Origin of the sequence: Bartonella vinsonii subsp. arupensis OK-94-513 (assembly GCF_000278235.1) — a bacterium.
Taxonomy (GTDB): domain Bacteria; phylum Pseudomonadota; class Alphaproteobacteria; order Rhizobiales; family Rhizobiaceae; genus Bartonella; species Bartonella arupensis.
On record NZ_JH725038.1, the window covers coordinates 225,832 to 245,002 of the forward strand.

The 19,171-nt window shown below is 37.2% G+C and carries 17 protein-coding genes; 10 read left to right on the top strand and 7 right to left on the bottom strand.

The genetic code is table 11. The features are described 5' to 3' along the window. The first annotated feature begins 61 nt into the window (after nt 1-61). The 10 genes from pyrH (at nt 62) to lpxB (ending at nt 11,197) form a co-directional block, all read left to right on the top strand. Nucleotides 62-781, top strand: coding sequence for a UMP kinase (gene pyrH / locus ME1_RS06130; RefSeq protein ID WP_004864630.1), 720 nt, complete (start codon nt 62-64; stop codon nt 779-781). A 37-nt stretch (nt 782-818) separates the two neighbouring features. After that, nucleotides 819-1,379 (top strand): ribosome recycling factor, encoded by a 561-nt coding sequence (frr, locus tag ME1_RS06135; protein WP_004864632.1) that lies wholly within the window; start codon nt 819-821, stop codon nt 1,377-1,379. Nucleotides 1,380-2,110: 731 nt separating this feature from the next. Continuing rightward, nucleotides 2,111-2,926: a phosphatidate cytidylyltransferase gene (locus ME1_RS06140; protein ID WP_004864634.1), complete on the top strand. Its 816-nt coding sequence runs from the start codon at nt 2,111-2,113 to the stop codon at nt 2,924-2,926. 15 nt (nt 2,927-2,941) lie between these two features. Then, nucleotides 2,942-4,093, top strand: coding sequence for a M50 family metallopeptidase (locus ME1_RS06145; protein WP_004864636.1), 1,152 nt, complete (start codon nt 2,942-2,944; stop codon nt 4,091-4,093). Nucleotides 4,094-4,309: 216 nt separating this feature from the next. Then, entirely contained in the window at nt 4,310-6,706 is a 2,397-nt protein-coding gene (bamA, locus tag ME1_RS06150) for an outer membrane protein assembly factor BamA (RefSeq protein ID WP_004864638.1), read from the top strand. A gap of 64 nt (nt 6,707-6,770) precedes the next feature. Beyond that, on the top strand, nt 6,771-7,817 hold the full coding sequence (gene lpxD, locus ME1_RS06155) for a UDP-3-O-(3-hydroxymyristoyl)glucosamine N-acyltransferase (RefSeq protein ID WP_004864640.1): 1,047 nt from the start codon (nt 6,771-6,773) through the stop codon (nt 7,815-7,817). A 1-nt stretch (nt 7,818) separates the two neighbouring features. Beyond that, nucleotides 7,819-8,286 (top strand): 3-hydroxyacyl-ACP dehydratase FabZ, encoded by a 468-nt coding sequence (gene fabZ, locus ME1_RS06160; protein ID WP_004864642.1) that lies wholly within the window; start codon nt 7,819-7,821, stop codon nt 8,284-8,286. A 25-nt stretch (nt 8,287-8,311) separates the two neighbouring features. After that, nucleotides 8,312-9,136 carry an acyl-ACP--UDP-N-acetylglucosamine O-acyltransferase gene (gene lpxA / locus ME1_RS06165; protein WP_004864643.1) on the top strand — a complete coding sequence of 275 codons (825 nt, stop codon included), beginning with the start codon at nt 8,312-8,314 and terminating at the stop codon, nt 9,134-9,136. 2 nt (nt 9,137-9,138) lie between these two features. Further along, entirely contained in the window at nt 9,139-10,011 is an 873-nt protein-coding gene (locus tag ME1_RS06170; protein ID WP_004864645.1) for an LpxI family protein, read from the top strand. Then, nucleotides 10,004-11,197: a lipid-A-disaccharide synthase gene (gene lpxB / locus ME1_RS06175; protein WP_004864647.1), complete on the top strand. Its 1,194-nt coding sequence runs from the start codon at nt 10,004-10,006 to the stop codon at nt 11,195-11,197. The genes ME1_RS06170 and lpxB overlap by 8 nt, the downstream gene beginning before the upstream one ends. A gap of 3 nt (nt 11,198-11,200) precedes the next feature. On the opposite strand, the gene ME1_RS06180 is transcribed toward lpxB, so the two are convergent. From ME1_RS06180 to gltX, 7 genes are all read right to left on the bottom strand, one after another. Next, on the bottom strand, nt 11,201-11,974 hold the full coding sequence (locus tag ME1_RS06180) for an amino acid ABC transporter ATP-binding protein (RefSeq protein WP_035008876.1): 774 nt from the start codon (nt 11,972-11,974) through the stop codon (nt 11,201-11,203). Between the two features lie 79 nt (nt 11,975-12,053). Beyond that, nucleotides 12,054-12,761, bottom strand: coding sequence for an ABC transporter permease (locus tag ME1_RS06185; protein ID WP_004864652.1), 708 nt, complete (start codon nt 12,759-12,761; stop codon nt 12,054-12,056). Continuing rightward, nucleotides 12,761-13,480, bottom strand: coding sequence for an ABC transporter permease (locus ME1_RS06190; RefSeq protein ID WP_004864653.1), 720 nt, complete (start codon nt 13,478-13,480; stop codon nt 12,761-12,763). The genes ME1_RS06185 and ME1_RS06190 overlap by 1 nt, the downstream gene beginning before the upstream one ends. 84 nt (nt 13,481-13,564) lie before the next feature. Then, nucleotides 13,565-14,317 carry a transporter substrate-binding domain-containing protein gene (locus tag ME1_RS06195; RefSeq protein WP_004864655.1) on the bottom strand — a complete coding sequence of 251 codons (753 nt, stop codon included), beginning with the start codon at nt 14,315-14,317 and terminating at the stop codon, nt 13,565-13,567. 440 nt (nt 14,318-14,757) lie between these two features. Further along, complete coding sequence (locus tag ME1_RS06200) at nt 14,758-15,510, bottom strand: transporter substrate-binding domain-containing protein (protein WP_004864658.1); 753 nt, start codon at nt 15,508-15,510, stop codon at nt 14,758-14,760. 322 nt (nt 15,511-15,832) lie between these two features. After that, nucleotides 15,833-17,128, bottom strand: coding sequence for a citrate synthase (gltA, locus tag ME1_RS06205; RefSeq protein WP_004864660.1), 1,296 nt, complete (start codon nt 17,126-17,128; stop codon nt 15,833-15,835). A gap of 548 nt (nt 17,129-17,676) precedes the next feature. Further along, the gene (gene gltX / locus ME1_RS06210; protein WP_004864662.1) at nt 17,677-19,101 is read right to left on the bottom strand and encodes a glutamate--tRNA ligase; all 1,425 of its coding nucleotides are present in this window, start codon (nt 19,099-19,101) and stop codon (nt 17,677-17,679) included. Nucleotides 19,102-19,171 lie beyond the last annotated feature (70 nt).

Below are 19,171 nucleotides of genomic sequence, written 5' to 3' on the forward strand. Positions count from 1 at the left end.
GGTGGTGCCCTTAGTGGTGTCGAAAGCAAAAAAAACAGCTGTGCTTTTGGGGAGATTGTCAATGACATTAGCGCTACAATATAAACGTATTCTTTTAAAGGTTTCTGGCGAAGCCCTTATGGGGAAACAGAGCTTTGGGATTGATGTTTCCGTTGCAGACCGTATTGCCGCTGATGTTGCTGAAGTGCGAGCGTTAGGGGTAGAAGTTGCTATTGTTATAGGTGGGGGAAATATTTTTCGTGGAGTTGCTGTTGCTTCACATGGTGGAGATCGTGTGACAGGTGATCATATGGGAATGCTTGCAACAGCTATTAATTCTTTAGCATTGCGAACATCATTGATAAAGCTAGGGGTTGAAACAGTTGTTTTGTCTGCGATTGCTATGCCACAAATTTGTGAAAGTTTTTCACAGCGTAAAGCAATAGGTTATATGAACCAAGGAAAAGTCGTTATTTTTGCAGGTGGTACGGGTAATCCATTTTTTACCACTGATTCTGCTGCTACTTTACGTGCTGCAGAAATTGGTGCAGATGTTCTTTTGAAAGGAACACAAGTGGATGGTATTTATTCTGCAGATCCAAAGCTAGATCCTACGGCTAAACGTTTTGACCAATTAACACATGTCGAGATTTTGCAATGGGGGTTATCTGTTATGGATACAACAGCGGTTACTTTAGCACGCGAAAATAATGTACCGATTATTGTATACTCCATTCATGAAAAAGGTGGTTTAGCTAAAGTGTTGAATGGAACTGGACGGTTTACAATAGTATCGGAATGAAGATAATCTTCAAGGTGTAATTGAAGGAGACAGAAATATGAATGTTATATCTATTATGGATGATCTGAAACGTCGCATGGATGGTGCTGTTTCCGCTTTTAAACATGAATTAGGTGGTTTGCGGACTGGACGAGCTTCAGTCAGTTTATTAGAACCTTTAACGGTTGAGGCTTATGGTTCTGTTGTACATATAAATCAAGTTGCGAATATTTCTGTTCCAGAACCGCGAATGCTTTCAGTTTCTGTGTGGGATAAAACAATGGTAGGAGCAGTAGAGCGTGCTATTCGTGATTCTGGTCTTGGTTTGAATCCCATTACTGACGGTATGAATTTGCGTATTCCTTTGCCTGAATTAAATGAAGAGCGCCGTAAAGAACTTGTAAAAATTGCACATCAATATGCAGAACAAGCGCGTGTTGCTACCCGCCATGTCCGTCGCGATGGTATGGATAATTTGAAAAAATTGGAAAAAGAAGGTGAAATTGGGCAGGATGAAGCGCATGGCTTATCTGACAAAGTTCAAAAACTCACAGATGAAACTATTGCTGATATTGATAAGATTTTGGCTGTGAAAGAAGCCGAAATTATGCATGTTTAAGGCGGTTTTATCGCTAGAAAATATTATATCTATATTTGTGTAATATCTTTTTATGGATGAGAATGGCTAGTAAATATTCTATTAATAAAAGAGCGTGAGGCGGGAAGACGTGCATTTTAGCGCAGTTCTGCGCTGTAAAATAAAGATTGATTTGAAGTAGCAGACGTTTTTTAGATGTTTATCTAAATATTAAAAGAGATTTTCTGCTAAAAAGAGGGGTATGTCATAAGAAAATGAGAAATTTTACGTATTCCTTTGAATTACGTAATAAAAATATTTTCATTGGATGTTCTTCAAATCTTGAATGGTAGATATTTAAAAAGAACGTAACGTAAAAACTATATCTTAACTTTGCTACTTTTCATTATAAAAAATGCAGTTTGTACAGCTTATTTTCAGATGATTGAGAGGTTGATAGAAAAATGTTTTTACATGAAGCAAAGATCAGATCTAAATTTCACAATTCCCGTAAAAAATAAACAGCAGTTTTTCCATTCTTTAAGATAGACAGAATGTTAAGAAACATATGTATGAATGAGTTTTAATACATAAATCTTTGATGTTTCTTTCACTTTTTAGTCTTATAAACGCCATCTTGGTATATCAGATCATATATGGTAGATTGTAAAAAGTCTGCAAAAGTGTGAGTACAAAGGGACTGCATAATAAAGTTTTTTGTTTGAGTCAGTTTTTGGATTTGTATTTTCTATTTTTATTGTTTGGATATTGTTTTGTCTAATCTTATTTATCGTATTTTGACTGCTTTTGTTTTTGGCATTATTGCTTTGTATTTAACATGGTTTGGAGGAACTTTATTTTTTTTGTTTGTATGGGGTATTGGCGGTTTTATTCTTTATGAATGGATGAGTATTACTAGAGAAAAGTGGTATGTTTCACAAAAAATATTAGCAAGTATTTTTTATTTGATTTTTGGTTCTTTTTTGCTATTGGGCGTTTCTGCTTCATTGATTTTTTGTGTTTTGATAATTTTGGCAGCAGTGTTGTCCATTGGACCTATGAAAAAGAGTGGTTGGGTTTTTTCAGGTTTTTTATATGCATCTTTTCCAGTTGTTGCTTTATCTTTTTTACGAGGCTATGAAACATTAGGATTCCAAGCTGTTATTTTTTTATTTACGATCGTATGGGGAACGGATATTGCCGGCTATTTTAGTGGACGGGCATTTGGTGGTCCTAAATTAGCACCACAATTTTCTCCTAATAAAACATGGGCAGGGGCGATTGGTGGTACGGTTGTCGGAGTCTCCGGTGGTATATTAATTGCCTTTCAGTTTTTTGACATCAATTTAACGAATTTTTTTGTACCATTACTCGCACTTGTTTTATCAATTGTTTCGCAATTGAGTGATTTAGGACAATCATGGCTAAAAAGACAGTTTTCTGTTAAGGACTCCAGTTCTTTCTTACCTGGACATGGTGGGTTTATGGACCGTATGGATGGTTTAGTAGGGGCTGCTTTCCTTCTTTATTTAATTGGTTCATTTATGTCTGATATGGATACACCTTTTAATCTCTTTTATATGGTTTAATTGGGAGGAAATATTTTGGAACTTTTAAATCATATGATCACTGTAGGCGATTTGCTTCTAAGAGTTTTAAGTGTTCTTTTTGTTGTTATGATTATCATTTTTGTGCACGAAATTGGGCATTATCTTATTGGACGGTGGTGTGGTATTAAAGCGTCCGTTTTTTCGCTTGGGTTTGGTCCCCAAATAGTAGGATATACAGATAAACACGGCACACAGTGGCGTTTATCGCTTATTCCCTTAGGAGGTTATGTTAAGTTTATTGGAGATGAAGAAGAAGGAGTGAATGTGCCATCATCTCAGCTATCTCCGATTATTAACGGTTCATTTGCTAGTGCGCATGCTTGGAAAAAAGCCGTAACTGTTTTTGCAGGCCCCTTGTTTAATGCTCTTTTTACCATTGTTATTTTAACATTTTTTTTCTTTATTTATGGTCGTGTAGCGACTGAACCAATTGTTGGTTCTTTGGTAAAAGATTTCCCTGCTATTCAATCCGGTTTGGAAATAGGGGATCGTTTTGTTGAGATGGATGGACAGCGGGTTGAAAGCTTTGAAAGTTTGATGAATTATGTAGCTTTCCATGGAGAAGATCCTATAGAGTTTAAAATAGAACGCATGGGGCAAGTATTTACGGCGATAATTACACCAAAAGTGATTGAGAGAGATGATGGATTTGGTAATTTAGTTCAAAGTAGTATGATCGGTGTAGGTGTTCCCGTTGATCCAGATAATCCTGCGCGTTTAGATCCAGCTTATGTAAAACATATTCACTATGGTTTTGTAAGAGCTATAAGAGAAGCATCGGAACGAGCTACGTTTATTGTTACTCAAACGATTTTTTTTATTGGTCGTTTAATAGGAGGAAAAGAAGATCATTGCCAGCTAAGTGGGCCTTCTAAGACCGTTAAAATTGCGTGGAAAATAAGTGAGACAGGTTTTATATCTCTGTTGAATTTTACAGCTTTTCTCTCGATAGGTATTGGATTGATCAACCTTTTTCCGATTCCGCCACTTGATGGTGGACACTTTTTACTTCATGTCATTGAGGTTTTTACGAGGAGGCCTGTATCTGCTAAAATTCGAGAAATTATTTTTCGTATAGGTTTTTTTATTGTTCTCCTCTTTATGGTTTTTGCGTTCTTTAATGATTATTTTTGTTGGTTTAGCTAATAAATGATGGAAAATATTTTATAAATTAGGTAATAGTAGAAGAGTAATAATGGAAAAAGTAAATCAAAGGTCATTTACCATGTCCACAAAATATTGTGGCATCGTGTGTTATAATGAATTAAGGGGTGGAAAGTCTTGCTGTGAATAAGAGAGTTGTTATGGCAGTTAGCTTTTGAGGCATCATGTCCAAGGAATAAGATAAGGTAAAAGAAGCCAATGACTACAAATTCGAAGTTTTTAAATGCAGTATCTGTATTAGTGTTAGGTATGGGGATAGTTGCTCCAACAACAGCCTTTATGTCGATTGCAATGGTTGGAGAAGTACAGGCATCTGTGGTTCGTTCTATTGAGGTTCGCGGGAATAAATTTGTAAGTGCTCAGGCAGTTCGGGACAATATGGACATTAAAACTGGACAGAGCTTTTCCAGTGGTGATGTTGATGCTGCGGTAAAGCGGCTTTTCGGATTAGGCTTATTTTATGAAGTGAAAATAAATCAGGTCGGTGACAAGCTGGTCGTATTCGTCAAAGAATATGAGGTAGTCAACCAAGTGTTGTTTCAGGGAAATAAATCTCTCAAAGATCCTGATCTTAAACGATTTATTTCTTTAAAACCAAATGAGCCGTTTAATTCTGCTAAACTTTCAGCTGATGTTAATACGATTCGTGAAGCGTATAAAACTGTTGGTCGCAATAATGTTGCAGTGAAAGTTCAAACCATTAATTTGGGAAAAGGGCGTGTAAATGTAGTGTTTAATGTTGCTGAAGGGCGAAAAACAAAAATTAGTGATATTGTTTTTAAGGGAAATCATGCTTTTGGAAGCCGTCGTTTGCGAGATGTAATTTCGACAAAGTCTTCGGGAATGTTCTCCTTGTTACTGGGGGGGGATGTTTATAGTGAAGAGCGTTTAGCTGCTGATGAAGAAGCTCTCCGTCGCTTTTATTATAACCGTGGTTATGCAGATTTTCGTGTTGTTTCTTCTAAAGCAGCTTTTGATGAATCGAGTAATACATATAAAATTTATTTTGTTCTTGATGAGGGCGTTCGCTATAAAATTAGTGATATTCAGGTTGAAAGTGATGTTGATGGGATTGACGTTCAATCTGTAAAAGGGATTCTTAAAACTCGATTAGGTGATATTTACAGTGCAGAGAGCATTGAACAGTCTGTTGCAATTATCAATAATAAGGTTGCTGATTCGGGGTATGCTTTTGCTAAGGTTGAGCCACGGGGAAATCGTAATTTAGCAAATCATACAATTTCAATTTTATATAATATTGAACAAGGTCCGCGAGCTTATATTCAACGCATTGAAGTGCGCGGCAATGAAAAGACACGTGACTATGTTATTCGCCGTGAGATTGATTTAAATGAAGGGGATGCTTACAATCAAACTCTAGTGCAACGAGCAAAGCGTCGTCTGGAAAGTTTAGGCTTTTTTAAAGCTGTTAATATTTCGATGGTTCCAACAGATCAGTCTGATCAGGTTACCTTAGTTATAGATGTAGTTGAAGCTCCGACAGGGGATCTTTCCTTGTCTGGAGGATATACAACGGGTGGGACAAGTCCAGGTATGTCACTTGAGGTATCTGTTACCGAACGTAATCTTGGAGGACGAGGTCAATATGTTCGGTTAGGATTAGGTGCTGGGCAAGAAAAGTCTCGTAATTATAATTTGTCGTTTGTTGACCCTTATTTTTTGGGTTATCGCTTATCTGCTGGTGTGGATATTTTTCGCAGTACTTACCGTGCTGATAAAGCATATGATGTACGCCAAACAGGTGGATCGCTTCGATTTGCGGTACCTATTAATGATCAATTATCTGCTAATTTAGCTTATTCTTATGTGCAGGAAGAATATGATTTTGGTAAGGAATATGACTTAAACAAAGAGTCCGATATAAAAGAATTATATGGGAAATATTCTGGGGCAATTGTACAAGCAGCTAAGCACAGTCCTTGGAAGCGTTCGTCAATTAGTTATGGTTTGACCTATAATACTATTGACGATATGAAAAATCCACATGATGGGTGGTACGTGCGTGTTCTTCAGGAATATGCGGGGCTTGGTGGGAATGCAAAATTCTTGAAGACAACTGGTAAAGCGATGATGTATAAGACGCTTTCTGAACCAATGGATCTTGTTGGTTTGCTTTCTTTTGGAGGTGGCTATATTCATGGAATGGGTCATGATGGTGTTCGTATCTTCGATATGTTTAAAGCAAATACTGATATGATTCGAGGATTCAAATACAATGGAATAGGTCCTCGTCAGGTTTCCAATAAAGGTGAAGCTTCTTTCTTGGGTGGAACAACATATATAAATGCGACTGCTGAAGTGCAATTTCCTGTACCTGTTGTGCCTGAAGGGTTAGGATTGCGTGGTGCTTTATTTGCGGATGTTGCAACGCTCTATGGAAATAAATATCAACCCGTTTTTCAGGGTGAGGCGCCTGTTACACATACCAAAAATGCTTGGCGTGCGTCTGCAGGTTTAAGTTTAATATGGGATTCGCCTTTTGGTCCACTGCGTTTTGATTATGCTTGGCCAATAAAGAAGCAGGAAGGTGACCGTTTGCAGAAATTAAACTTTGGTATTTCTACGAAGTTCTGATTTGAATTTTCTTGAGAAAGAAAAATTGAAGAGGATGGGTTAGGCTGGGAGAGAAAGTGTTTTGATGGCGGATACATTTTTTTTTACGCCGTCCCGGCGATTGACAGTTGCTAATGTTGCAGAGTTAACAGGTGCTAAACTTCTTAATCCAGAGTTTTCTAACACAGTTATAAATACTCTTTCTTCACTTGAGGGGGCTGTGGAAGGATCCCTTGTGTTTGTGGAGCATCGGAAGTTTTCTGATGCTCTAGTAGGCAGTTCTGCTGTTGCTGTTTTTTGTACGAGTGAAGTTGTTTTTAAAGTTCCGGAATCTATGGCAATTTTAGTCACATCCACACCGCAGCGTGATTTTGCACAGATTGGTCGCATCCTATTTCCTGATTCTATAAAGCCAATGCCTTGGTTTGGCCAGAAAGAAATCTCACCACAAGCACATATTCATCCAAGTGCTAAATTTGCGCATGATGTGTGTATCGAGGCGGGGGCTGTTATTGGCCGTAATGTTGAGATTGGTGCTGGAACACTTATTTCCTCCACTGCTGTAATTGGTGAAAATTGTCGTATTGGGCGTGACTGTTATATTGCCCCAAAGGTAACAGTTCAGTACTCTTTAATAGGAGACAGAGTTCAGCTTTACCCTGGTGTTTGTATTGGGCAAGATGGTTTTGGTTATGTTGGCAGTGTTTCTGGAATTGAAAAAATTCCACAGCTTGGTCGTGTTATCATCGAGGATGGTGTAGAAATTGGTGCGAATACAACGATTGATCGTGGGACATTTGAAGACACCATTATTGGTGAAGGGAGTAAGATCGACAATCTCGTACAAATTGCCCATAATGTAAAAATTGGTCGCTATTGTCTTATTGCTGCACAATGCGGAATTGCTGGAAGTACATCGATAGGTGACATGTCTCAACTTGGTGGAAGTGTAGGAGTAGCTGACCATATTGTAATAGGTAAATGTGTTCAGATTGCAGCTGGTAGTGGTGTTATGAATGATATTCCGGATGGAGAAAAATGGGGAGGAAGTCCAGCCCGACCATTTAAGCAGTGGTTCCGTGAAGTAGCGGCGTTGCGTAATATTGGCAAAGTTAAAAAGGAGAAAGGCTAATATGGTCAACACCGGAGAAATTAAAAGCTTAGAGGCAGTAGATATTGAAAAATTGCTGTCAATTTTACCACATCGTTATCCATTTTTATTGATTGATCGCATTGTTGGAATTGATGGTGAGCAAGAAGCTATTGGTATTAAAAATATAACGATTAATGAACCCCATTTTACGGGACATTTTCCCACAAAACCAGTTATGCCTGGAGTCTTGATTTTAGAAGCTATGGCACAAACAGCGGGGGCAATTTCGCTTTTAAAATTAGGGAATAAGCAAACAAATTTAGTTTATCTTATGACTGTTGATCATGCGAAATTTCGTAAGCCGGTTGTTCCTGGTGACCAGCTAAAGATTCATGTGCGTCTTTTAAAAAAGAGGTCTGGTATGAGGCGTTTTTCGTGTGTTGCAAAAGTAGAGGATGTCCGTGTTGCTGAGGCGGAAATTGCTGCGATGATTATCGAAGAAGAGTAAACGATATTGATGGGAATTTAAAAATATGTCCGGTACGAAAATCCATCCAACTGCCCTTGTGGAGCAGGGAGCGCAGCTTGGTGAGAATGTACGAGTTGGGCCATTTTGTCATATTAGTTCACAGGCTGTTATTGGTGATGGATGCAGTTTGATGAGTCATGTTGTAATAATGGGGAAGACAACATTAGGAGCTAATAGTAAAGTTTTTTCACATGCCGTTTTGGGGGCCGATCCGCAAAATAATAAACATAAGGGAGGTCATACAACTCTTTCGATTGGTAAAAATTGTACGATTCGTGAAGGCGTAACAATGCATAGAGGCTCCGATTCGAGTATAGGAATGACGATAGTTGGCGATAATTGCCAATTTTTTTGTTATGCACATATTGCTCATGATTGCCATGTAGGGAATTGTGTAACATTTGCAAATAATGCGATGATAGCTGGTCATGTTACTGTTGGTGATCACGTTATTATTGGTGGTGGTGCTGCTGTTCACCAATTTGTTCGTATTGGGCATCATGCATTTATTGGTGGTGTTTCTGCGCTGGTTGGTGATCTGATTCCCTATGGGACAGCTGTAGGTGTACAGGCAAAACTTGCTGGATTAAATATTATTGGTATGAAGCGTGCAGGACTTGAGCGTAAAGATATTCATGCTTTACGTCACGCAGTTACTATGCTTTTTGATCATAGTAAGCCGTTTAAAGAGCGTGTCAGCGACGTTGCTTCTTTCTATTCTACTTCTCAGCCTGTTATTGACGTCGTTAATTTTATTAAAGAAGAAGGAAAACGTTTTTATTGCATACCAAAATTTGAAGATAATAGAATAAAAGAAAATAAGGATTGAGAGTGTCTGTTTCTGGTGCCAGAAGTTTTCTTTCCGGCCGCACTGCTATTATAGCAGGAAATGGTGTTTTGCCGATCAGCGTTGCTCAGGCTCTTGAGAAGGATGGACAGAATCCTTTTCTTATACTTTTGCGTGGTGAGGCGGATACTGTTCTTTATCGCTATGAGCATTGCGAGTTATCCATTGTGGAGTTAGGGCGGCTCATTAAAATTTTAAAAACAGCTGGAATTTGTAATATTGTTTTGGCAGGTGGAGTGAGAAAACGGCCCCTTATTACACAATTACGATTCGATTGGACGACATTTTTAGCTCTGCCTCAATTAATCAGAGCTTTAGGAGGTGGGGATGATGCGTTATTAAAAGCTTTTATACGGTTTATTGAAGCGCGTGGTTTTTGTGTTATTGGTGCTCACGAAATAGTTCCTGATCTTTTAGCTCCAATAGAATTTAATCTAACTTTACGGCGTGCTACTCAAAAAGAGAAAAAAGATATTTTCTTGGCTGTAGAAGCAGCAAAGCTTTTAGGTCGATTAGATATTGGGCAAGCAGCTGTGGCTATCAATGGAAGAGTGGTTGCGGTTGAAGGAGCAGAGGGAACTGATAATATGCTCTGGCGGGTGTGTGAAATGCGAGAAAGAGGGCAAATTCCGCCTAAAGGTGGTGTTCTTGTTAAATGTGCAAAACCACAACAAGATCATCGCGTTGATTTACCGTCAATTGGACCTGCGACAATAATGAATATTGCAAAGAGTAGACTGTCTGGCATTGCGGTTGAGGCAAATAAAAGTTTGATCTTATCAGTGAAAACAACGGTAGAAAAAGCCAATAAATATTCTCTTTTTATAGAAACATTTGAAAAGTTTGATCATGAATGATTGTTCTTTAAAAATTGCTGTTGTTGCAGGCGAGGAATCTGGTGATTTACTTGGAGCAGATTTAATTTCTTGTTTATCACAACAGATAGGATGCAACATTCATTTGATTGGCATTGGTGGAAGGCATTTAAAGGCACTAGGTTTAAAAAGTTTTTTTAATCCTCATGATATTGCTTTAATGGGCTTAGGCGCAGTTTTAAAAAAACTACCATTATTGTTAATGCATATACGCAATTTATCTAAATTTATTGCACAAGAACAACCTGATTGTCTCATTATTATTGATAGCCCTGACTTTACGCATCGTGTTGCAAAAAAAGTGCGTGCTTTAGCCCCTTCCATTCCTATTATTAAGTATGTTGCACCAACTGTTTGGGCATGGCGTCCAAAACGCGCTAAAGCTATGCGCAAATTCGTTGACCATATTTTAGCAGTTTTTCCTTTTGAAGAGAAGATTATACGGGATTTAGGAGGCCCTCCTACTACTTATGTTGGGCATCGTCTTTTAGTTCATCCTCCACTCTTGTCTATCCAATCAGAAAAGAAACATTTGCATGGTAAAGAAATATCATCGCCAACATTAGTTCTTTTGCCAGGATCGCGCAATTTAGAAATACGCTATTTAATGCCAATTTTTCGAGATGCAGTAGAAATTCTTGTGCAACGTGTTTCTCATTTACGTATTATTTTACCGACCTTGCCACATTTAGTGGATGAGATTCGTGATTTGGTACAAAGCTGGAAGAGCAATGTAGAAATTGTTGTTGGTGAAGATGAAAAATGGCATGCTTTTGCGCAAGCAGATGTTGCACTTGCAGCACAGGGGACGGTCTCACTTGAATTGGCATTAGCAAAAATTCCCATGGTTCTTTGCTATAAACTTGATTATTTTTCTAAATTATTCATTTTTCCCCAAATACTGTTGTGGAGTGCTGCTCTTCCCAATATTATTTCTGATAAGCCTATTGTTCCAGAATATTTTAATGAATTTCTACGTCCTGGAATGTTAGCAAGGCAGATAGAACAACTTTTGTATAATTCTTTAGTGAGACAGGCACAGCTCGACGCTTTTGAGATGGTAGAACAGAAAATGAAAACCAAAATACCATCAGGGGTCGTTGGTGCACAAACGATTATGACTCTTTTAAAAGACAAGACTAAAATTGTATCAATAAAACAACATTGATGGTTAATGTTTAATTTTAGCAAGAAAATCACAAGCACGTTGGCTTTTAGGATTAGTAAAGAATTTTTCAGAGGCTGTATCTTCAATAATCGTTCCATTTTCTAGAAAAAGTATTCTTTCTGAAACTTCGCGCGCAAACCCCATTTCATGGGTAACACAAAGCATTGTCATCCCTGTATTAGCTAATTGGACCATGACTTCTAAAACTTCTCCAACGCTTTCTGGATCAAGAGCTGATGTTGGCTCATCAAAAAGCATCACTTCAGGTTCCATACAGAGTGCACGAGCAATCGCAACACGCTGTTGTTGTCCGCCAGAGAGTTGTAAAGGGTATTTGTCACAGTGTTTTTCAATTCCAACGTCTGTAAGATAACGAATGGCTCGTTCTTTTGCTTGTTGTTTAGAAAGTCCTTGAACTGTCATAGGTGCTAAAATGCAATTTTGCATAACGCTCATATGGGGGAATAAGTTAAAGTTCTGAAAGACCATTCCTATTTTACGTAGAACATTTTTTTGCTGGTATAGAGGGGCAGAATGAATATCAATATTATGAACGCAAATTGAACCTTTTTGCGCTTTTTCTAATTGATTAATACAACGAATTAAAGTTGATTTTCCTGACCCGGAAGGACCACAAATAACAATGCGTTCGCCAATTTGAACATCGAAATTAATATCATAAAGTACCTGGAAATCTCCGTACCATTTATTTAAATTTCGAATAGAAATTACGGAATTTTGAGTGGTATGGACAAATTCATTATTTTCCAAATTCATTTTATTATATTCTTTCATTGATAAATAAATAAATTAATTCAATATCTTGATTTGGTAAAGGTTTTTGCGATCATTTTATTTACCGTAAATATCGGGTTAGACGATTTTCGATGAAAATAACAAACCGCCGAATGAGCTCAACGATAAGAAGATAAATAAGAGCGGCCCAAACATAAACTTGGAAATCGAATGTACGTGAATAAGTGAGCTTGGCAATTCCCATTAAATCATAGACAGTAACCAGTGAAGCAATGGCGCTGGATTTAATCATTAAAATCAATTCATTTCCCAAAGGGCGTAATGCTACGACCATTGCTTGCGGAAGGATAACTTTAAAAAATGTTACAGAACGACTCAATCCTAAGGCTTTTGATGCTTCACGTTGTCCAATTGTTACAGAGAGAAAACTTCCTTTAAAGATTTCAGATTGATAGGCAGCAGAATTGAGTGTAAAAATAAAAAGGCAGCAATACCATGCGTTTTGAAAGAACCACCATAAGCCAATTTGTTGCCAGAAATTGTTCATTGAACCAAGTCCGTAGTAAAAAAGAAAGAGTTGGGCTAACAGAGGAGATCCGCGAAAAAAATAAACATAAGCATATGCAGAATATTGCAAAAACTTATTATTTGATAAACGCGCAAATGTAATAAGCATTCCAAGGAAAAAACCGATAGAGCAAGCAATAAAAACAAGCTCAAGAGTAACTATAAAGCCATCAATAAATTTGGGCCCATAACGGTTTAGAAGAGCAGGATTAAAAAGGAAATAAAGCCACTCGGGAATCATTAGCCCAATACCTTTCTATATCCCATTTGAGTATATGTCTCCAGAGTGTGTAGGATTGCAGAAAAAAATGCTGAAAATAACAAATAAAGTAAGCATGCCACAAGGTAAAACAGCATAGGTTTATCAGTTGCAGCAACTGCTAAATTTGTCTGTCGCATGAGATCAACAAGTGAAATGGTTGACACGAGGGATGTATCTTTCAGTAAAGTAAGCCAATTATTAGAAAGTCCTGGTAAAGCATTTCGGAACAGTTGCGGAAAGACAATACGAAAAAATGTAGTCGAGTTTGAAAGTCCCAGAGCTTTAGCTGCTTCATATTGACCTCTATCAAAAACATTGAATGCGCCAAGCCAAACCTCACAAGAAAATGCTGCAAGCACCATACTGAGTGTAACAACACCGGCGACAAAAGCATTGATACTGAACATTATTTCAATATTAAAATAATCAAGAACAATTTGAATAATATTTTGTAAGCCATAGTAAACTAAAAACAAGGTTAAAAGTTCTGGCAAGCTGCGAAATACTGATGAAAAGAGGGTTGCTATAGCTCTAGCTGCCTTAATATTGGATCGAATCATAATTGCACACAGAAGTCCCAGAGGCAGTCCCAAGAGCCCACAGCACAAAGCCAGCGATAATGTTATCCCCGCACTAGAAAGTATAACCACACCCCATCCACCATTGCTAAATGATAGCAATGCTAAATTTTCAATCATTCTTTCGCTCCTCACAAAGAGTTAGAAATGTTTTAGGAATAAACAGTTTATTCAATTTTAGACCATATTGATATTTATTGATATTTAATAAAGATCGAACGAAAAATACTTTTTCATGATTTTATCATAAGTACCATCCAACCGGATTTCTTTTATCGCTTTATTAAATTTGTCTTTAAGATCATTATTATTTTGACGGAGAGCAATTGCAATAGGAAATTTTGTTTCTTCCAAAGTTCCTAGAAGTTGGCAACAATCTTTTCCTTCATTTTTGAGCCAATTTAATGCTTGAAGTTTATCAACAATAACGGCATCAAGCCGATGGCTTAAAAGATCACGATTAACTTCTATTGTTGTCGGATAGAATTTGATATTTACCCCTTCAGAGGCATAATGATCTTCTGCATATGCAGCTTGTGTTGTATTTGATTGTACACCAAGATTTTTACCTTTAAAAGCTCCTGTCGAGATTTCTTTAATTTCTGAATCTTTGGTAACAATGATAGCCAATTCTGTGTTATAGTAAGGGTCTGTGAAGTCAATCTTTTGTAAGCGCTCTTGTGTGAGTGCAAGGGAAGCAATGATCGCGTCATATTTTTTTGCAAGAAGACCAGGGATCATTCCTTCAAAATCTTGAGTGATAAGAATACATTCGACATTCATTTTTTTACAAAGTGCATAAGATATATCAATATCAAAACCTTGAAGTTTATTATTTGAGTCAATGTAACTAAATGGGGGGTAGGAGCCTTCATTCGCAATTTTCAGTGTTTTGGCATTGGCAGATTGGCTGAACAGTATTGTGCTTATTATAAGAGCTATAGTTAATAATTTCATTATGGTCTCCTGTTGGATAAGCGGGAAAATATAAGACTGTCATGTTTTTTATAATCTGTAAGCTCTTCTAGGAGCAATGCAAAAAATTTAGAAGTGTTCATTTTGATATCATGATGATGCACATCTTTTATGAATGTAGCTCCGATAAAATTCGGAGAAGGAAGAGCTTTTTCATTGATTATATTACAGATTATTTTTCATGAGATGATTTATCTTTACTATTTCATTTATAAAATCAAAAATTGTGCTTTGAGAAAAGGTTATCCAGTTGAAACATAAAAAAGATTTTAGATATCAGGAAGATAAAAATAAACTTACAGCCTCACTGATATTATAGAAAAGCTTAAACACAGAAGAACACATAAGAACTGATCTTTTGATAAATGTGAATATTATTTTTAGAAATAAACGGTGTGATTAATAATCATCCATATTGATATTTAATAAATATCGAATGTAAAATACTTTTTCATGATTTTATCATAAGTACCATCCAACCGGATTTCTTTTATCGCCTTATTAAACTTATTTTTAAGATCATCGTTATTTTGACGTAGAGCAATTGCAATAGGGAATTTTTTCTCTTCTAAAATTCCTAAAAGTTGGCAACAATCTTTTCCTTCATTTTCGAGCCAGTTCAGGGCTTTTATTTTATCAGAGATAACAACATCAAGCCGATGGCTCAAAAGATCACGATTAACTTCTATTATTGTAGGATAAAGTTTGATATTTGCCCCTTCAGAGGCATAATGATCTTCTGCATATGCAGCTTGTGTTGTATTTGATTGTACACCAAGATTTTTACCTTTAAAAGCTTCTGCCGAGATCTCTTTAATTTCTGAATCTTTGGTAACAATGATAGCCAATTCTGTGTTGTAGTAAGGATCTGTGAAGTCAATCTTTTGTAAGCGCTCTTGTGTAGGAGCAAGGGAAGAAATGATAGCATCATATTTTTTTGCAAGAAGACCAGGGATCATGCCTTCAAAATCTTGAGTGATGAGAATACACTCGACGTTCATTTTTTTACAAAGCGCATAAGATATATCAATATCGAAACCTTGAAGTTTATTATTTGAGTCAATGTAACTAAATGGGGGATAGGAGGCATCACTCGCAATTTTCAGCGTTTGAGCATTGGCAGATTGGTTGAACAGTATTGTGCTTATTATAAGAGCTATGGCTAATAATTTCATTATGATCTCCTATTGGATAAGCGGGAAAATATAAGACTGTCATGTTTTTTTATAATCTGTAAGTTCTTCTAGAGCAATGCAAAAATTTATTTAAGGTCATTCCGCTATTATTATCTAGTATGAACAAAGAATGTTCTCAATTTTATCGCTTTATTGAGAAAAGATTATCCGAAAATTTTCTGCACAACTTCTATGATGGTCTTACTTGCAAAAAGGGTTTCAAAATCAAGGTTTATAAAAAACACTGTTAGGTTGTACCATTTAGCCATTTATAATAAAGCTCCAGTAAATTGAAGCTTTATATTTGTTTTTTTAACTTCATTTAACGTATACGTTTTTCTATGGAAACATATTCACGCATGGTATAACCTGTATAGAGTTGGCGAGGACGCCCAATCTTTTGTGCAGGATCTTCAATCATTTCTTTCCATTGTGCAACCCAACCGACACTACGTGCTAATGCAAAAAGAACAGTAAACATTTCGGTTGGAAATCCTAAAGCTTTTAGTGTAATGCCAGAATAGAAATCAACATTCGGATAAAGCTTTTTTTCAACAAAATATTCATCGTTTAAGGCTATTTTTTCAAGTTCTATAGCGATATCAAGAAGTGGATCATCTTGAATATTCAGTTCTTTTAAAACTTCATGGCAGGTTTTTTGCATGATTTTTGCACGTGGATCATAATTTTTATACACTCGGTGACCAAATCCCATAAGGCGGAAAGGATCATTTTTATCTTTTGCACGTGCAATAAATTCAGGAATTCTCTTAACAGAACCTATTTCTTGTAACATCTTTAGGCATGCTTCATTGGCTCCACCATGTGCGGGGCCCCAAAGACAAGCGACACCTGCAGCGATACATGCAAATGGATTAGCGCCTGATGATCCAGCAAGGCGTACAGTGGATGTGGAAGCATTTTGTTCGTGATCTGCATGAAGGATAAAGATTCGATCCATTGCTCGTGTGAGTACAGGGTTGGTTTTGTATTCTTCACAAGGAACAGAAAAGCACATACGGAGGAAATTGGCAGCGTAACTAAGATCATTACGTGGATAAACAAATGCTTGCCCGATACTGTATTTATAAGCCATAGCAGCAAGAGTAGGAACTTTTGAGATGAGGCGAACAGAAGCAATCATTCTTTGTTGAGGATCTGTAATATCAATCGAGTCGTGATAGAATGCTGACATAGCTCCAAGGCACGCAACCATGACAGCCATAGGATGCGAGTCGCGACGGAATCCATGAAAGAAACGTGCAAATTGCTCGTGTACCATCGTGTGCTGCATGATACAACGATCAAAGTCACTTTTTTCCTGTTTTGTTGGGAGTTCACCGTAAAGTAAAAGGTAGCAGCTTTCGAGAAAGTCCCCTTTTTCAGCTAGTTGCTCGATAGGATAACCGCGATAAAGCAATATTCCTTTATCGCCATCAATATACGTGATTTTTGATTCACAAGAAGCAGTTGATGTAAAGCCAGGATCGTAAGTAAAAGTATCAGTTTGTTTGTAGAGAGAAGCAATTTCAATAACGTCAGGACCAAGAGTACCTTTACGCACTGGAAGTTCTATTTTTTTATTATTCACTGTAATATGTGTTTTATTCTCAGACATTAGATATTCCTTTCAGATCCTCCGCTTCTAAAAATCAAGATTTTTCTTTATCAAGTGGGGAGACGTATAATTGAAATTTCTCCTCCTATATTGAAAGGTAGATTTACCCTAAAAGTTGACACATGCAATCTAAAAAATGCTTTTTATCTGCAATTTTAGAAAATGTATATTTCAATGACTTAAGAAAGAAGATAATTTTTTGTTTGTGTGAAGGTATTAGTAGGTTAATAGTATAATGTAAAATTCGTTGTGTACAACCATCTTTACACTTATGAATAATAAACCGATAGTATCATTAATTCCTCCTTTCAATTTATGACTGGTTTTGGCATAGACGCTGATAAGAGGAATTTTACATCTATTCTTAAATGTTTTTATCCAGACATTGCTCTCTTGTGATATGCAAGCGCAGTTTTTTCTAATTCACTATGAACCTGAAATGAAAAAACCTTACAGCATTCGGCTTTCTTATTCAACATATCAAACAAAAAAATATCTTTAAAATTAATAATTTAACTGTAAATACCTCTTGAATTGATAAGTTATTTTCATGTTATTTTTATGAGTTGGTCATTGATACGGTTGAGAGATTCATCTCGTCCCAATAAAAGAAGGACATCAAAAACTCCGAGTGATGTGGCGCGCCCTGTGAGAGCTGCTCGAAGTGGTTGAGCGATAGATCCAAATTTCAGATCCTGTGTTTGTGCATAAGATCGGAGAGTTTCATCTAGCGTTTTTTGTTCCCAAGAGGGGCATGCTTTCAGGATAAGATAAAGATCCTTCAAAATGGATTTTCCATTTTTATCTAGGAGCATTTGTGCTTTTTCATCAAGCTGTAATGGCCTTTCTGCAAAAACGAAGGAGGCATTGTCAATGAGTTCGCACAGTGTTTTTGAACGTTCTTTCAAATTTGGTATCGCTTTTAGAAATTGAGCACGGGCTTTTTCATCAAGCTTTTTAATTATGTGTAATCCACCTTCAATTTCTGATAAAATGTTAAGAGTAGCATCAAAGAGGTCTTGATCATTGCTTATGCGTATATAGTGTCCATTGATAGCATCGAGCTTTTTGAGATCAAACCGTGCTGCACCTTTATTAATATCATCAATATCAAACCAAGAAATCATATCTTCGATTGACATGAGTTCATCATCACCATGGCTCCAACCTAAACGGACAAGGTAATTGCGCAATGCAGCAGGAAGGTACCCCATTGTGCGATAGGCATCGACACCTAATGCACCATGCCGCTTTGAGAGTTTGGCACCATTTTCACCATGGATAAGTGGAATATGTGCCATAACAGGAATATCCCACTCCATTGCATTGAAGATGATTGTTTGGCGAGCTGCATTTGTGAGATGATCATCACCACGTATGATATGGGTTACACCCATATCATGATCATCAACGACAACGGCATGCATATAGGTAGGCGAACCATCAGAACGCAAAATGATAAAGTCATCCAGATCTTTATTAGGGAAGCGAACATCACCTTGAACGCGGTCGTGCACAATTGTTTCCCCATCTTGGGGGGCTTTGATGCGAATAACAGGCTTGATGTCTTTAGGAGCTTGAGAGACATCACGATCTCTCCAACGTCCATCATAACGCGGTGGGCGTCCTTCTGCACGGGCATTCTCACGCATTTCAGCTAATTCTTCAGGAGAAGCATAGCAATAATAAGCTTTGCCATCTTTTACCAATTGTTCAGCAACTTGGCGATGGCGTTCTGCTCGTTCAAATTGCGAAATAGGAACGCCGTCATAGCTTAGTTCCATCCAATGCAAGCCGTCTATAATAGCTTTTACAGCTGCTTCAGTTGAGCGTTCTCGATCAGTATCTTCAATACGGAGAAGCATTTTGCCACCAGTATGTTTTGCATAAAGCCAATTAAAGAGGGCAGTGCGGGCCCCTCCGATATGAAGGAAGCCTGTTGGTGAGGGAGCAAAGCGGGTAATAACAGACACGGATATCTTCCTTTAAAATTGAGATGTTATTTATAGAACTTTATGGAAAGACTATGTTAGCATAGATGAT

What these genes read in the sequence shown, in the direction of transcription:
- pyrH (WP_004864630.1), top strand. Translation starts at nt 62, where the DNA reads ATGACATTAGCGCTACAATATAAACGTATTCTTTTAAAGGTTTCTGGC.
- frr (WP_004864632.1), top strand. Translation starts at nt 819, where the DNA reads ATGAATGTTATATCTATTATGGATGATCTGAAACGTCGCATGGATGGT.
- bamA (WP_004864638.1), top strand. Translation starts at nt 4,310, where the DNA reads ATGACTACAAATTCGAAGTTTTTAAATGCAGTATCTGTATTAGTGTTA.
- lpxD (WP_004864640.1), top strand. Translation starts at nt 6,771, where the DNA reads ATGGCGGATACATTTTTTTTTACGCCGTCCCGGCGATTGACAGTTGCT.
- fabZ (WP_004864642.1), top strand. Translation starts at nt 7,819, where the DNA reads ATGGTCAACACCGGAGAAATTAAAAGCTTAGAGGCAGTAGATATTGAA.
- lpxA (WP_004864643.1), top strand. Translation starts at nt 8,312, where the DNA reads ATGTCCGGTACGAAAATCCATCCAACTGCCCTTGTGGAGCAGGGAGCG.
- lpxB (WP_004864647.1), top strand. Translation starts at nt 10,004, where the DNA reads ATGAATGATTGTTCTTTAAAAATTGCTGTTGTTGCAGGCGAGGAATCT.
- ME1_RS06180 (WP_035008876.1), bottom strand. Translation starts at nt 11,974, where the DNA reads ATGAATTTGGAAAATAATGAATTTGTCCATACCACTCAAAATTCCGTA.
- ME1_RS06185 (WP_004864652.1), bottom strand. Translation starts at nt 12,761, where the DNA reads ATGATTCCCGAGTGGCTTTATTTCCTTTTTAATCCTGCTCTTCTAAAC.
- ME1_RS06190 (WP_004864653.1), bottom strand. Translation starts at nt 13,480, where the DNA reads ATGATTGAAAATTTAGCATTGCTATCATTTAGCAATGGTGGATGGGGT.
- ME1_RS06195 (WP_004864655.1), bottom strand. Translation starts at nt 14,317, where the DNA reads ATGAAATTATTAACTATAGCTCTTATAATAAGCACAATACTGTTCAGC.
- ME1_RS06200 (WP_004864658.1), bottom strand. Translation starts at nt 15,510, where the DNA reads ATGAAATTATTAGCCATAGCTCTTATAATAAGCACAATACTGTTCAAC.
- gltA (WP_004864660.1), bottom strand. Translation starts at nt 17,128, where the DNA reads ATGTCTGAGAATAAAACACATATTACAGTGAATAATAAAAAAATAGAA.